Origin of the sequence: Ciceribacter ferrooxidans, from assembly GCF_004137355.1 — a bacterium.
Taxonomy (GTDB): Bacteria; Pseudomonadota; Alphaproteobacteria; order Rhizobiales; family Rhizobiaceae; genus Allorhizobium; species Allorhizobium ferrooxidans.
Genome location: NZ_SDVB01000253.1, coordinates 203,179 through 216,853 on the forward strand (window position 1 = coordinate 203,179; position 13,675 = coordinate 216,853).

13 protein-coding genes are annotated in these 13,675 nt (G+C 62.8%); all 13 read right to left on the reverse strand.

What is annotated here, in order from left to right:
- Window positions 1-18 precede the first annotated feature (18 nt).
- The 13 genes from EUU22_RS17325 to queG all read right to left on the reverse strand — a co-directional run bounded on the left by EUU22_RS17325 (window position 19) and on the right by queG (window position 13,673).
- Window positions 19-813 (reverse strand): hypothetical protein, encoded by a 795-nt coding sequence (locus EUU22_RS17325; protein ID WP_129333246.1) that lies wholly within the window; start codon window positions 811-813, stop codon window positions 19-21.
- Window positions 814-1,023: 210 nt separating this feature from the next.
- The gene (gene guaA / locus EUU22_RS17330) at window positions 1,024-2,586 is read right to left on the reverse strand and encodes a glutamine-hydrolyzing GMP synthase (protein ID WP_129333247.1); all 1,563 of its coding nucleotides are present in this window, start codon (window positions 2,584-2,586) and stop codon (window positions 1,024-1,026) included.
- An 86-nt stretch (window positions 2,587-2,672) separates the two neighbouring features.
- Window positions 2,673-3,311, reverse strand: coding sequence for a 5'-methylthioadenosine/S-adenosylhomocysteine nucleosidase (locus tag EUU22_RS17335; protein ID WP_129333248.1), 639 nt, complete (start codon window positions 3,309-3,311; stop codon window positions 2,673-2,675).
- Complete coding sequence (locus EUU22_RS17340) at window positions 3,308-3,757, reverse strand: PaaI family thioesterase (RefSeq protein WP_129333249.1); 450 nt, start codon at window positions 3,755-3,757, stop codon at window positions 3,308-3,310. Before EUU22_RS17340 ends, EUU22_RS17335 begins: the two co-directional genes overlap by 4 nt.
- 75 nt (window positions 3,758-3,832) lie before the next feature.
- A complete protein-coding gene (locus tag EUU22_RS17345; RefSeq protein ID WP_129333250.1) occupies window positions 3,833-4,285 on the reverse strand; it encodes a TspO/MBR family protein in 453 nt (150 codons plus the stop codon).
- A 36-nt stretch (window positions 4,286-4,321) separates the two neighbouring features.
- On the reverse strand, window positions 4,322-5,410 hold the full coding sequence (locus tag EUU22_RS17350; protein ID WP_129333251.1) for a DUF1513 domain-containing protein: 1,089 nt from the start codon (window positions 5,408-5,410) through the stop codon (window positions 4,322-4,324).
- Between the two features lie 2 nt (window positions 5,411-5,412).
- A complete protein-coding gene (locus EUU22_RS17355) occupies window positions 5,413-6,510 on the reverse strand; it encodes an imelysin family protein (RefSeq protein ID WP_129333743.1) in 1,098 nt (365 codons plus the stop codon).
- Entirely contained in the window at window positions 6,510-8,048 is a 1,539-nt protein-coding gene (locus EUU22_RS17360; protein ID WP_129333252.1) for a di-heme oxidoreductase family protein, read from the reverse strand. The genes EUU22_RS17355 and EUU22_RS17360 overlap by 1 nt, the downstream gene beginning before the upstream one ends.
- Before the next feature lie 45 nt (window positions 8,049-8,093).
- The gene (locus EUU22_RS17365) at window positions 8,094-9,374 is read right to left on the reverse strand and encodes an imelysin family protein (protein WP_129333253.1); all 1,281 of its coding nucleotides are present in this window, start codon (window positions 9,372-9,374) and stop codon (window positions 8,094-8,096) included.
- 141 nt (window positions 9,375-9,515) lie between these two features.
- On the reverse strand, window positions 9,516-10,805 hold the full coding sequence (locus EUU22_RS17370) for an RsmB/NOP family class I SAM-dependent RNA methyltransferase (RefSeq protein WP_129333254.1): 1,290 nt from the start codon (window positions 10,803-10,805) through the stop codon (window positions 9,516-9,518).
- Window positions 10,806-10,904: 99 nt separating this feature from the next.
- Window positions 10,905-11,267, reverse strand: a complete 363-nt coding sequence (locus EUU22_RS17375) for a septal ring lytic transglycosylase RlpA family protein (RefSeq protein WP_129333255.1) — start codon at window positions 11,265-11,267, stop codon at window positions 10,905-10,907.
- 359 nt (window positions 11,268-11,626) lie between these two features.
- Complete coding sequence (locus EUU22_RS17380; protein ID WP_129333256.1) at window positions 11,627-12,499, reverse strand: SDR family oxidoreductase; 873 nt, start codon at window positions 12,497-12,499, stop codon at window positions 11,627-11,629.
- A 4-nt stretch (window positions 12,500-12,503) separates the two neighbouring features.
- Entirely contained in the window at window positions 12,504-13,673 is a 1,170-nt protein-coding gene (gene queG / locus EUU22_RS17385) for a tRNA epoxyqueuosine(34) reductase QueG (RefSeq protein ID WP_129333257.1), read from the reverse strand.
- Between the last annotated feature and the right edge of the window lie 2 nt (window positions 13,674-13,675).

Here is a 13,675-nt window from a genome sequence, read left to right on the forward strand (position 1 = left end):
GACGGAAGCGTTTGGCGGTTAACGGCCCGCGCCGTCGAGAGCCTTTTTCGCCCTCTCTGCAGCGGCTTCCGCATCGATGATGGCCTGAACGGCCTCCTCGCGACCGGCCGCCGCGTGGCTTCGGGCCATCTGGGCGAGATCCGCGGCCATCTGCGCGGTGAACTCCGCCGTCTCACGATATTTTGCGGCGGTCTCGCGTTCTCCCTTTGCCTCGGCCTCCTGGCCTTCACGGACCAGTTTTTCCGTTTCGATAGCTTGCTGGTTCGCCGTCGCCGCAAGACTCATGGCGAGAAAGGCCTCATGCAGGCCGGCAAGGGTCGACGTGCGAGCCGTATTCATGAACGTGGTGTCCCAGTTCAGTGCTGGGATCAGTTCGCCGCAGTGAATTTTTGCGAAAGCGGTCAGTTGTGTGCCGTATTGCTGCATTATCTCCAGATTGGCCTCGGAGGTGCGTGCCGCTCTTCCCAATTCCGCGCCGTAGCTGACACCGAGCCTGAAACCCTCCTTGAGGCCCTCGCCGTATCCGAGACGTTCGTCGGCTGATGTAAGCTCTTCCGGCGTGGGAACCACCCGGAGGACGATCGACGGATCTCTCACCGAACTCAGGGACAAATCGTGGTAGCCGTCGACCACGCCGCGCAGCCATCCGGGGTAGGATCCCTCGCATGCCCCCCGGTGGAATTGTGGGCTGTCCCGATCGGCGAAGGCGACGGCCGTTCCCACGATGCTCGCGCAGAGAAGGACAATCGCCGCAAGAGAAGCGGCCCCCATGCCGCGCATGATTGTCGCCGTTCGCTCGATCTGCCGTGTCATGCCGGCTGCCCTCGCTCGATGTTCAGCTACGCGGAGAATAGCTGAACACTACACGCGGACATTGCGAGTTGTGTTGACCTGTGTCAACTTTAGCGATTGGAGACGAGCTGTTTCACGCACACGGTGTGACGCAGCGCGCCGGGCACTCTTGGAGACCACGGCGTCGGCAGGAATCTGCTTCGCGCAGGCCTCCCGGGATCAATTGCTGTCTCATTCCCACTCGATCGTGCCCGGCGGCTTCGATGTCACGTCGTAGACGACGCGGTTGATGCCGCGGACCTCGTTGATGATGCGGGTTGCCGCACGGCCGAGGAATTCCATGTCATAGTGATAGAAGTCGGCCGTCATGCCGTCGACCGAGGTAACGGCGCGGAGCGCGCAGACGAACTCGTAGGTGCGGCCGTCGCCCATGACGCCGACGGTCTGTACCGGCAGCAGCACGGCGAAAGCCTGCCAGATGGCATCATAGAGCCCGGCCTTGCGGATTTCGTCGAGATAGATCGCATCGGCTTCGCGCAGGATGTCGAGCTTCTCGCGCGTGACGCCGCCGGGGCAACGGATGGCGAGGCCCGGACCCGGGAAAGGATGGCGGCCGATGAAGGAATCGGGCAGACCAAGCTCCTTGCCGAGCACGCGGACCTCGTCCTTGAAGAGTTCGCGCAGCGGCTCGACGAGCTGCATGTTCATGCGCTCTGGCAGGCCGCCGACGTTGTGGTGCGACTTGATCGTCACCGAGGGGCCGCCGGTGAAAGAGACGCTTTCGATGACGTCAGGATAAAGCGTACCCTGACCGAGGAAGTCGGCGCCGCCGAGTTTCTTGGCCTCTTCCTCGAAGGTTTCGATGAATAGCCGTCCGATGATCTTGCGCTTGGTTTCCGGGTCGCTGACACCCTCGAGCTCGCCGACGAAACGGTCGACCGCATCGACGTGAATGAGGTGCAGGTTGTAATGTTCCTTGAACATGGCAACCACGTCGGCCGCCTCGTTCTTGCGCATCAGGCCGTGGTCGACGAGGATGCAGGTCAGCTGGTCGCGGACGGCCTCGTGGATCAGCAGGGCCGCGACGGAGGAGTCAACGCCACCCGAGAGGGCGCAGATGACCCGCTTGTCGCCGACTTGGTCGCGGATCGCCTGCACGGCCTTGGCGCGGTAGGCCGACATCGTCCAGTCGCCCTTGATGCCGGCAACGTTGTGGATGAAGTTGGCGATCAGCTTGGCGCCGTCGGGCGTGTGCACGACCTCAGGATGGAACTGCACGGCGTAATACTTGCGCTTCTCGTCGGCGATGAAGGCGAAGGGCGCGTTGGCCGAAGTCGCGACAACCTCAAAGCCGGGGGGTAACGCGGTTACCCGGTCGCCGTGGGACATCCAGACCTGATGGCGGGAGCCGGTGGGCCAGAGACCTTCGAACAGCGCACAGTCCTTCTCGATGTCGAGGAAGGCGCGGCCGAACTCCCGATGATGTCCCCCCTCGACCTTGCCGCCGAGCTGCATGCAGATCGTCTGTTGCCCGTAGCAGATGCCGAAGACCGGAACACCGCTGTCGAAGACGACTTGCGGTGCGCGGGGGCTTCCCTCTTCCAGCGTCGAGGCCGGGCTCCCGGAGAGGATCACCGCCTTCGGCTTCAGCCGCGCAAAGCCTTCGTCTGCAGATTGGAACGGAACGATCTCGCAATAGACGCCCGCCTCGCGGACGCGCCGGGCGATGAGCTGCGTCACCTGGCTGCCGAAATCGATGATGAGAACGCTGTCGGGATGAGCTGTCTGGGTCATGTCGAGCCTTTAATGAAAACCGCCCGTTCTGGCAATTGCTGATTTACCGCAGAACCGGAAAATTTCGCGGTGCACCGCGCCGGGCTTCAGAACCAGAAGAGGCCGTCCTCGAGTGCCGCAAACAGCGCATCGACACTGCCGGCGAGCTTCTGGTCGATGACATGGAGGTACTCCGTCCAGTCGCCGACGTGCCGAAGCTCTTCCTTCCCGTCTGAGATGCCTCGAAGGCCGATCAGTGGCAAGCCGAACGTGCTGCACACCCGAAAAACCGCAAAGGTCTCCATGTCGACCATGTCGGCCGCGATCGCGTGATAGGCTTCGCCGGAAACGATGTTGGCGCCGGTCGAGAGACTGGCCGTCGGAATGCCCGGAATGCGCAATGGGAGGTCGATAACCGCGGGAAGGTCGAGAAACGGGGTGCGGCCCTTCTCGAAGCCGAGCGGCGAGGCGTCCATGTCGCGATAGGACACTGACCCGACTTGGTAAATCTCGGTCTGTTCGAGGGTATTCGAACCGGCGGAGCCGAGCGAGACGACGAGGTCCGGAAGCGTCTTTTCCGCCTCCAGCGTGGAGACGGCTCGGGTCAGTGCGAGCGTGGCCTCAACCGGGCCGACGCCCGTCATCAGCGGGGCGAAGCGCGAGCGCAGGAAAGGACCATATTCCGCCTCTGCGGCCATGACGAAAAGGACCGACTTGCCGCCGACGGATTTCAGTTCGAACGTCACCCGGTGATCCCCTCCCGTCCGCGCACGACCATCAGCGTGCTCGTCATGGAGGCGATCAGCTTGGCCGGACCGTCGCCGACGGCATAGCCGCGACCGTCCGCAACAATGATCGTACTGCCCGGCTTGGTGATCTCGCCGCGGAACAGGAACCGGTCGCCGCGGCCCGGCGACAGCAGGTTGACCTTGAATTCGATCGTGAGGAGTGAGGCATCCGCTGCAACGACGGTATAGGCGGCGTAGCTGCAGGCGCTGTCGAGGGCCGCCGAGATGACGCCGGCATGAAGGATGCCGTGTTGCTGCGTGAGCTTTACGTCAAACGGCAGTTCGATCTCGACGACGCCCTGCGAGATGCGGGTGAGTTCGGCGCCGAGCGTCTCCATCGCGCCCTGGCGCGCGAAGCTCTGCCGGATGCGTTCGTGGACGTCCTCGCTGCCTATGTCACTCATCTGTCGTCATTCCCCTCGAGAGGCGCGAAATTGGCACGCTCTCGGGAGGCAGGCAAGCCGCTCCCGTCGAGAAAATCAGTTGAGCACGAAGAGCGAGAGATTGAGGAGCGAGGCGAAACCGACCCAGGCCGCATACGGAACGAAGAGCAAGCCCGAAGGGCGATCGATGTCCCAGGCCTTGGCGATGAAGGCGACGATCAGACAGAGAAGTGGCAAGATGACGACGAGGCCGAGAGCCGGGCTCTGCAGGCCGAAGAACGAGGGGGACCAGAGAAGGTTGAATATCATCTGGCCGAACCAGAGCTGCATTGCAGCGGAAGCGGGGGCTCTCAGCCACATGCGGGCGCCGGCGATCGCGATCAGCACGTAAAGCGTGGTCCAGACCGGACCGAAGACATAGGCGGGCGGGTCGAACGGCGGCTTGTCGAGCGACTGATACCACTCGTCCGGAAGGTTCGCGAGACCAGAGAGCAGGCCGAAACCGAGCGTAACGACGATGAAGACGAGATGGATCAGAAGCGAGCGCATGATGAAGATGTAGGGCGCGATCGGCCTCGTCCAAGGTCAAAGCGTGCCGAGACGCACGATATGCTGGTCCCAGGCGACGGCACTCTGTGTTCTCCCGAAACGCCCGTCATAGGACGAGACTGCAAACCCCTCCGCGCCGGGCGCGATGGCCGCCGCGTCGACGATTCGCGTTTGTCGCAGACGCGCACCCGTGGCGCCATCGAGGGTCACCGTGAGGCCGCCTTTGGGTGAGGTGAGGCCCACGAGGTTGTTATGACGGTTAACCGCGATCGCGCCGACGTAATTCGCGAGTCCCTCTGTCGTCTCCTCCGGCAGATCGACAAGACGAAGCTCCTCTCCCCGGCCAAAGTAGCCCACGAGCGGTGGAAGGTCGTTGCGCGGACCTTCGTATTGGCAGGCAAACCAGATGCGGCCGTTGTCGGCGAGCGCGAGATGACGGGTCGAAAGCTGCCGGAGTGCCGGCGGCAGCGTATGCTTTTCGATGAGCGCCCCTGTTCGTGCGTCGCTGATGACGAGGCTAGGTTCCATATGATCGAGATTGAGCTTCGTTCGTCCGAAATCGGGATGGGTCTCGATGCCGCCATTGGCGATGATCAGCAGCCTTCCGTCGTCACTCACCGTCATGTCGTGTGTTCCGACACCATGGGCCGGAACTTCGCCTAGACGGGAAAAGCCGCTCGCGGCGTCATAGATGCCGATGACGCCGCGGTTATTGTCGAAATCGTTCTCGCAGGCATACAGGAGGTGCCCGTCCGGCGAGAAACTGCCATGGCCGAAAAAGTGCCGGTTCTCGCCACAGGCGAAGACTGTCGGTTCCGAGCCGGCGCCGGGATCGACGGCAATGGCAAAGGTGCCGGGTCTGCGCGCGAAGGCGACCACCTTGCCAGTCGCCGTGCAGGAGGTCAGGCCATGCATCCGCCCGGGAAGATCCACCTGCGCAATGATCTCGCCTTCTTCACTGAGGAGCGCCAGACCGTAGGCGCCACTGGGTGCGCGAAAACCGGAGGCGAAGACCGCGTCGGCGCGGTCGAGTGCGAAGGCGGCTTCGGAGGAGAGGCCTGCCAGAAAGGCGGCGCCTGCGGCTTTGACGAAACTGCGACGGTCGATGAGTACGCTTCTCCTCACGGTCAGTCTCCGTCCGAGAAGGAGAAGCCGGCGCCCAGCCCGAGTGCTCCGCCGAAATCGTCGTTGAGCCGCAGGATCAGGTCCTTGCTGTTCAGCAGCAGGAAGTCCAGCCGGGAGCGTTCTTCCGGCGACGCGACCGCCGTCTCGATATCGGGGCTGACGGCGCCGGCCGTGCGGATCAGTGATTTAAGCACGAAATCAATGGAGGTAACGATCGAGCGGGAGTCTGGATCGAGGAGTTCCTGCATGTCCGACTGGTCTATCAGTGTGCGGATGCCTTCGAAATTGCCGCGGATGGACGCGAAGGTGAGGCCGGAGCGCCAGAAGATCGCCTGGCGCGGCGACGTCTTGGCATCTTCCCCCTTGTAGAATGTCTCGATGCGTTGGTCGCGGACGGCCTCGGCGCCATGGACGAGAATGCCAAGCAGGGCGGTCATCGCCTCGCGATCGTCCCGAAAATACGGATTGTCGGCGCCCGGATGCTTCCAGGCGTCCTGAACGCCGTTCGGTTCGTCCCATTCTGCGGCAAGCTCGCTGCCGAGATGCTTGAGATTTCCCGCAATCGCCGCGCCGTAGCGGCAACGGAAGCCGCGCGCCTCCTCCAACAACGTGTTGGAACCGGTGCCGTAGAGCACGAATTCCGCGGCTCCGAGACCCTGCATGGCAACGCTCTTCTCCCTGAGCGTCTCGGCCCTCGTGGCGCTCTCATCCGGCTTGGCAAGAAGCGCCTGCACCTGCTTGAGGCCGGTGCTCTTGCGATCCGGGTAGAACAGAATGCGTTCGAAACGGTTGGCCTCGATCGCCGGCCCGACACGGACGATCTCGATTTTCGACCAGGCCTCGACGGTGTTGACGAAAGCACCTCGGGCAGCGGTTAGCTGCTCCTGCGAAGGCACGGCGCAGAGCGCCTGCATGGCGTCTTCGAAGTTTCCTGCCTTGTCCCGGAAGTCCCGGTATCCCGGACGGATGAAACGGTCGACGACTTTTTCCAACACGCCGGATATTGCATCCCTCTGCAATGTCGGCGTGGAGGTCTCCTGCGCGGCCGCCGGAAGACTAACGAGAAGGAGGATGGCTATCGAGCGGACGAGCGACTTTATCACAGCGACTCCAGAAATCTGATCAGATGTCGGCGCGCCTCGGGCGCCGCCGCGGCGAATGCGTTGCGCGCCCGCTCCGCTTCGCCACCGTGCCAGAGAATGGCCTCGGTGAGGTTGCGGGCGCGGCCGTCATGCAGGAAGAAGGTGTGCCCGTTGACCTCGTCCGTCAACCCGACACCCCAGAGCGGCGGGGTGCGCCATTCACGGCCGGAGGCGTCTCCCACCTGCTGGCCGTCGGCGAGTCCTTCACCCATGTCGTGCAGCAGGAAATCCGAATAGGGCCAGATCAGCTGGAAGGCTTGGGCCTTGTTGATGGCATCGCGACGCGTCACGTATTTCGGCGTGTGGCAGGCGATGCAGCCGATGCCGTAAAACAAAGCCTTTCCCCTCAGGACGTCCGGGCCGTCGACGTCACGGCGGGTCGGTACGGCGAGATTTTCCGAGTAGAAGGTTACCAGGTCGAGCACCGGGTCGGGGGCTTCCGTGTCGCCGAGCCGCGTCTGTACGCCGTTCGGCATCTCCTGACATTGCACTTGCGCGCTCGTGCAGTCGCCCCAATGTCGGGGAGCGTCCGGCGTCGAAATGCCGAGATCACCGACAAAGGCGCTGGAGCTCTGGTCGCGAACGGAGGAATTCTGAGCCTTCCAGCCGAAGCGCCCGAGCTTCAGCTCCCCTGTTCTGTGGTCGCGGGCGCGAGCCACCCGACCGGAGATGCCATCACCGTCACGATCATCCGGGTCGGCCGTCGCCAGAATATCGGCGTCGGCAATCGCTTCTATGAGACCTATGCCGATCATCGGATTGGCGATGCGCGGTGAGAGCGTTGTGTCGACGCCGAGCGGCCCGTAGTTGAGGTCCGCAACGCTGTATTGCGGCTTGCGCAGCGTGACGATCTCACCGCCTGCCAGCGTTACCGGCTCCTCGGTGTAGGTGATGACCACCCGGCCCTCCGCGGCGACGCCGGGCACGGCCTTGTCCTGAAGCTGGCCGCCGTAGACAGCATCGGGAAAGTTGACCACCTTGAGATCGGTGACAGCTTGCCGCTCCTCCCTCGTGCGGGCTGGGCGGGCAAGCCGCAGGAACATCGATGTCGCGTCGGCATTGCCTTCCGGTGGCCTGCCGCGCCCGTCCTTCAAGTGGCAGCTATGGCAGGAACGGGCGTTGAACAGCGGTCCAAGCCCGTCCGAGGCCTGGGTGGAGGATGGGGAGGAAACCCAGAGTTTTTCAAACAGCGCGTTGCCGAGCCTGAAATTCTCTTCTTCCGAAAAGTTGAGATTGGCCGAGGCGTGGGAGAACGCATCGGCGTCGATGGGATTGCGCGACGTTGTCGCTCCGCCCGGCATTACCTCGTACTGTTCCGGCTTGGAGAAGTCATCGGTCGGCCGTGTGACATCCTCGACGCGGGCGATGTCTTCCGCGGACAGATCATTGCGCTTCGCCTCCGTAGCACCAACGAGTGGAGCGAACAGCAACAGGCCGGCGAGGAGAAAAGCCAGCCGATAGCGGGATCTGAGGGAAAGGACGCAGGACGATTGCATAGGCCTGACGGGCCGCCGGAAGGCCCGGCAGCCCGCTCTCTCGTCTTACTGGAACACGGCTTCGGGATTGTCGAGGCTGTCCGAGCCCTCGAGTTCGACGGTGCCGAGATCCAGCGACGCGATGACGCGCTCGATGGTCTTGGTCTGGTCGATCAGACCGTCGATGGCGGCCTGTACCGTGGCGTTGCCTTCCGTGTTGCCCTCACCGATCATCTGGTCGTAGGCCTCGATCGTCTCGGCGCGTTTGGCCATCGCGTTCATGGCCGAGAGCGTCTTTTCGAGCTTCGCCTTCATCTCGGTGTCGAGCGCCGGGTCTTTGGCAGCAACGAGCTCGGAAAGTGACGGGCCGGTCATTTTCGTGCCGTCGACGCGGGTGTATGCGCCGGTATAGGCGGATGCGATGCCGATGGCGTCGTTCAGATGCGAGTTGTGGGTGTTGTCGGAGAAGCAGTCGTGCTCCTCCTCGGGATCATGCAGCAGTACGCCGAGCTTCATGCGCTCCCCTGCGAGTTCGCCATAGGAAAGCGAGCCCATGCCGGTGAGGATCGCGGCGATCCCTGCCTTCGGGTCTTTCTCCACGGCCTTCGTCGCTTCACCCTCCGGCTGCCATGCCGCGACCATTTCCTGCAGATCCGAGACGAGCAATGCAGACGCCGCCTTTAGATACGCGGCCCGGCGGTCGCAGCTGCCGTTGGTGCAGTTCTTGGGGTCGTAGTCGGTGTAGGGTCGGTTGCCTGCGCCGGGACCGGTGCCGTTGAGATCCTGGCCCCAGAGGAGAAACTCGATCGCGTGATAGCCGGTGGCGACATTGGCTTCGATCTCTCCGGCCTCATGCAGCGTCTCCGCGAGGAATTCGGGCGTGATATTCGAGGCATCCACCTCCTTGCCGCCGATCTTGATCTGCGGGCTGGCAATGACGTTTGCCACATAGAGCGCATTCTCGTCGCTCTCGGTGCCGTAGGCCCCGTCGACATAATCAATCAGGCCCTCATCGAGAGGCCAGGCATTCACCTTGCCTTCCCAGGCATCGACGATCGGATTGCCGAAACGATAGACCTCCGACTGCTGGTAGGGGACGCGAGCCTTGATCCAGGCTGCGCGCGCTGCCTTCAGCGTTTCTTCGCTAGGATTGTCGATCAATGCGTCGATTGCTGCGTCGAGGACTTTGGCCGTCGACAGGGAATCCTCGTACTTCGCCTGTGCGAGGGCAGCGTAATGTTTCAGCACCTGCGCCGCGTCGGGTGCGGCACGGGCGGGCGCGGCGATCATGGCCGCCGACGCAGCCACCAATGCGACGGTGGCACCAAGAATCGATTTCCGGGTCATGAATATCTCCTGAGGCGGATTGGGCGCCTGTGGGTGAATTGGGCCCGGCCGTCTTGGAGCAAAAATAAACTGGTGTCAAATAGTCTAGAATAAATTCCCGACACTTTGTCAGAGCGCCGGGCGGGTAGCAACGCGCTGCAGTCAGCCGCGGCGGCGCATACGACAGAAGAAGAAGCCGTCCGTGTCTGTGGAGGCAGGGCTCAGGGTCAGCGTGAGGCCGTCACGGCTGCGCGGACGCGCGTTGGAGGAATCAAAAAGCCGGTCCCAGGCGGCGAAACCCGAGGCGATCTCGAATTCCGGATGGGCTTCGCAGAAGCCACGGACCTGGTCATCGTTTTCTTCGGGGAGTAGCGAACAGGTCACGTAGAGGAGCTCGCCGCCCGGTTTCACGTAGACCGCGGCTTCGGCAAGCGCTTCCCGCTGCTGCTCCACGCGTTCCTGCAGATTGCGCGGCGTCAGCCGCCACTTGGTGTCCGGACGCCGCCGCCAGGTGCCGGTTCCGGTACAGGGGGCGTCCACCAGCACGCGGTCGAAGCGACCGGTCAGGGAGGCTATCGCGGAAATAGCGTCGTGGACCTGGACGTTGTGCGTGCCGGCGCGTTTCAGACGTTCGATGATCGGCGCGAGCCGCTTGCGATCGGCGTCATAGGCATGCACCTGACCCTTGTTGTGCATCGCCGCGGCCATGGCGAGCGTCTTGCCGCCGCCGCCGGCGCAGAAATCCAGAACCTGCTCGCCTTCACGAGGATCGACGAGATCGGCGACGATCTGCGACCCCTCGTCCTGAACTTCGAACCAGCCCTTCTGGAAGGAAAGCTCGGCCGTAACGTTCGGGAGCCGAGAGGGGCCTTCGCCAGCGGGAATGCGGATGCCGTTGCGGGCGATCTGGGCGGCTTGGGCGCCGACGCGATCGAGCGCCTTCAGCACCTTGTCACGCGAGGCCTCGAGGGTATTGGCGCGCAAATCGAGCGTGGGGCGCTTCGCGAGTGCCTTGGCCTCGTCGAGCCAGTCGTCGCCGAATGCGGTCTCCAGGGACGGCTGTACCCATTCCGGGATGTCCCCCTGCACATGGGGCGGAGCGTCCTCGATCCGGCGCGATGCAAAAGCGGAAAGCTGCCCTGAACCGAGCGCGGCTGGGGCGAAGCTGTCGCCGTCGAGTTCGTGCGCAAGGCTGTCGGGTGTAAAGCCCCACTGACGCAGGAGCACCGCATAGCCGAGCGCTGCAGCGCCGTCGTCGTCCATCAGCCAGCCATGGGAGAGTTTCATGCGTAGCGCGTCGTAGACGATGTTGCCGATCGCCGCTCGGTCCCCTGAGCCAGCAAAGCGGTGTGACAGTCCCCAGTCTTTCAGCGCATCGGCGACCGGTCGACGACGGGTCTCGATATCGGCCAGAATTTCGATCGCGCCGGCAAGGCGGCCGCCCAAACGCATGTCATGTCTCCTGCAACAGAAGACTGCGTGGTAGCGGCGAAACACGCCGAGAGCAAGCGTTCGTACCCGCTGAGAGCCGGAAGGGAGATTGCTCTCCCGTCAGCCGATGACCTCGTAGCAGACCTTGGCATGACCGCTTCGAACCATTCCGATGTTCTGGGCTGCCGCTTTGGAGAGGTCGAGGACGCGTCCTCGGATGAAGGGGCCACGGTCGTTGATCCGGACCACGACGCTCCGACCATTGTTTGCGTTCGTCACCTTCAGCTTGGTGCCGAACCGGAGCGACTTGTGGGCCGCGGTGAGGAGAGAAGGATTCATCCGTTCACCCGAAGCAGTGCGCGAGTGAAGGGCATACCATGAAGCGCCACCGCAGGACGATTTTGCAGAAGCCTGCGCGGGGGCGAAAGCACCGAATGCAGCTATAGCTGCAACGGCTGCAATAGAGCGCCGGATATTCTTCAAGTTCGATTTCCCTAGTCGTTCGTTGTAGCTTTAATTTGCGCAAGAACGCTAAGGCATGGCAAAAAGTGGCAAAAACGTGCCTTCATGAACTCACGAAGTGTTACAAGTTGTAACACTCGTGATTCCGGCTTTGGTAAACAAACTCTGAAGAGTTTGGAGGAAAAAAAGAAAAAGCGTTCAAAAACAGCGGAAAATTAGAACAAGGTTCCGGAGCGTATAGGGGTTGTCGCGTTCACAAAGAAAATTTTAGAAAATTTTTGCGGTATGCCCCATTTCCTGCCCGAAATGTGGAGATTCCGGGGCGCGCCGCGATATCCGGTGCTGAAATGAATGATGGGAAGCGAAATGTGGCGAGGCGCCTACTTGTTCCAGCGACCGCTGGCCCACAGTTCCGCGAGCGACACCCGGTGGTCAGGGTACTGGAAACGGAACCCCAGGCCGGTGATCTTTGCATTCGAAACGCGCTTGTTTTCACCGTAGAACGAACGGGCCATGGGTGTAAGCTCGGCGGTCTCGAAATCCTGCTCCGGCGGAGGCTCGATCCCCATCAGGCGAGCAGCTTCGGCAACGACGTCCTGCGGCGGGCAGGGCTCGTTGTCTGTGACGTTAAACGTGCCGGCCGCGCGCTTTTCGGCGAGGAACAGTGCGGCGGAGGCGATGTCCTCGACACGGATACGGTTGAAGACCTGATCCTTCTTGACGAGTCTTCGGGCATTGCCGCGGGTGAGATTGACGAAGGGATTTCTGCCGGGCCCGTAAATGCCCGAAAGTCGCAGGATCGCCAGCGGTACGTCGCTTGCGGCAGCGAATGACTGCCAGGCTTCCTCCGCCTGCAGACGCTCGACAGAACGCTGCGACACGGGGCGGCACGGCGTCTTTTCATCGACCCAGCCTCCTCCGTGGTCGCCGTAGACGCCGACCGTCGAAAGGTAGCCGATCCATTCGAGCCGAGGGAGATGCGTGCGCACCTCGTTCCCGAGCAGCGGAAGTAGGGGGTCACCGTTCTCACCAGGGGCGATCGACTGGACGAGGTGGGTGACACTCCGCATGGCCTCGATGAGCTCGTCGGAAAGCGACACTCCGTCGAACGGGAAGGGATCGATCCCCGATGCCGCGAGTGTCTCCTTCTTTTCGAGACTCCGCGTCGTCCCGGCAACCTGGTGTCCCCTGGTGGCGGCAAGTGCACCGATCGCCTTTCCGGAGTAGCCGGCACCGAAGATCATCATCCGCATTGCGTCATCTCCCAAAGTCCCACTCGGCTTGTACGTCCGGATCCTGCTCTTGCGGCCGGTGGCCGAGTTGCAAGGCCTCGAAGGTGTCCCGGTCAATCAATCGTGACAACGCCCAGACAGCCATCCCGCGAACCTCCGGCGCGTCATCGTCAAGCAGTCGCCGGCACGGCTCCGCAAGCTCGGGCCGCGCGGAATTGCCGGCAGCTATCAAAAGGTTGCGGATGAATCGGTTCCTGCCGATCCTTTTCACCGGCGATCCGCTGAAAAGGGTTCGGAAGGCAGCGTCGTCGAGCGACAGCAAGTGCGCGATCTCCGGCTCTCGCAGGTCGTCGCGCGCTTTCAGCTTCATCTCACGGGCAGTCTCGGCAAACTTGTTCCAGGGGCAGGCGGCCAGACAGTCGTCGCAGCCGTAGACGCGATTGCCGAAAGCCGGCCGCAAGGCGCGATCGATCGGCCCCTTGTGCTCGATCGTAAGATAGGAGATGCACCGTCGGGCATCGATCCGGTACGGAGCGGGAAAGGCGGCCGTCGGACATGCGTCGAGGCAGGCGCGGCACGAGCCGCAGTGGTCGGTTTCTGGTGGGTCGACGTCGAGCTCCGCCGTGGTGAAAAGGCTTCCGAGGAAGAGCCAGGAGCCGTATTCGCGGCTCACCAGATTGGTGTGTTTGCCCTGCCAGCCGAGCCCGGCGGCTGCAGCCAGCGGCTTCTCCATGATAGGGGCCGTGTCGACGAAGACCTTCACGTCTGCACCGGCACGAGCAGCAAAGCGACCAGCAATCTCTTTCAGGCGTCCTTTCATGACGTCGTGATAGTCACGGTTGCGGGCGTAGACGGAGATCGCCGCCCTGTCCTTTTTCCCGAGAACGCTGCGCGGGTCCTCTTCAGGACCATAATTCATGCCGAACATGACGATCGAACGAACGTCGCTCCAGAGCACTTTCGGGTCGGCACGACGCTGGCGCGTCTCCTCCATCCATCCCATTGTGCCGTGATAGCCTGCCTCGATATAGGCGGCGAGGCGCGCCGGGGCTTCCGGGATGCCGTCCGGTCGCGTAACGCGGCAGAGTTCGAAGCCCTGCGCAGTGGCCTCTTCACGGATGAAGGCGGTCAGGCGATGACGCAGGCGCACGGCCTTGTCGTCCGTCGGTCTCTCCGGGGCTCCGTCCGCGGACATGG

Excerpts from the sequence above, each read along its gene's own strand:
- EUU22_RS17380 (WP_129333256.1), bottom strand. The coding sequence starts at position 12,499 with ATGCGGATGATGATCTTCGGTGCCGGCTACTCCGGAAAGGCGATCGGT.
- EUU22_RS17345 (WP_129333250.1), bottom strand. The coding sequence starts at position 4,285 with ATGCGCTCGCTTCTGATCCATCTCGTCTTCATCGTCGTTACGCTCGGT.
- EUU22_RS17325 (WP_129333246.1), bottom strand. The coding sequence starts at position 813 with ATGACACGGCAGATCGAGCGAACGGCGACAATCATGCGCGGCATGGGG.
- EUU22_RS17370 (WP_129333254.1), bottom strand. The coding sequence starts at position 10,805 with ATGCGTTTGGGCGGCCGCCTTGCCGGCGCGATCGAAATTCTGGCCGAT.
- EUU22_RS17365 (WP_129333253.1), bottom strand. The coding sequence starts at position 9,374 with ATGACCCGGAAATCGATTCTTGGTGCCACCGTCGCATTGGTGGCTGCG.
- EUU22_RS17340 (WP_129333249.1), bottom strand. The coding sequence starts at position 3,757 with ATGAGTGACATAGGCAGCGAGGACGTCCACGAACGCATCCGGCAGAGC.
- EUU22_RS17360 (WP_129333252.1), bottom strand. The coding sequence starts at position 8,048 with ATGCAATCGTCCTGCGTCCTTTCCCTCAGATCCCGCTATCGGCTGGCT.
- guaA (WP_129333247.1), bottom strand. The coding sequence starts at position 2,586 with ATGACCCAGACAGCTCATCCCGACAGCGTTCTCATCATCGATTTCGGC.
- queG (WP_129333257.1), bottom strand. The coding sequence starts at position 13,673 with ATGTCCGCGGACGGAGCCCCGGAGAGACCGACGGACGACAAGGCCGTG.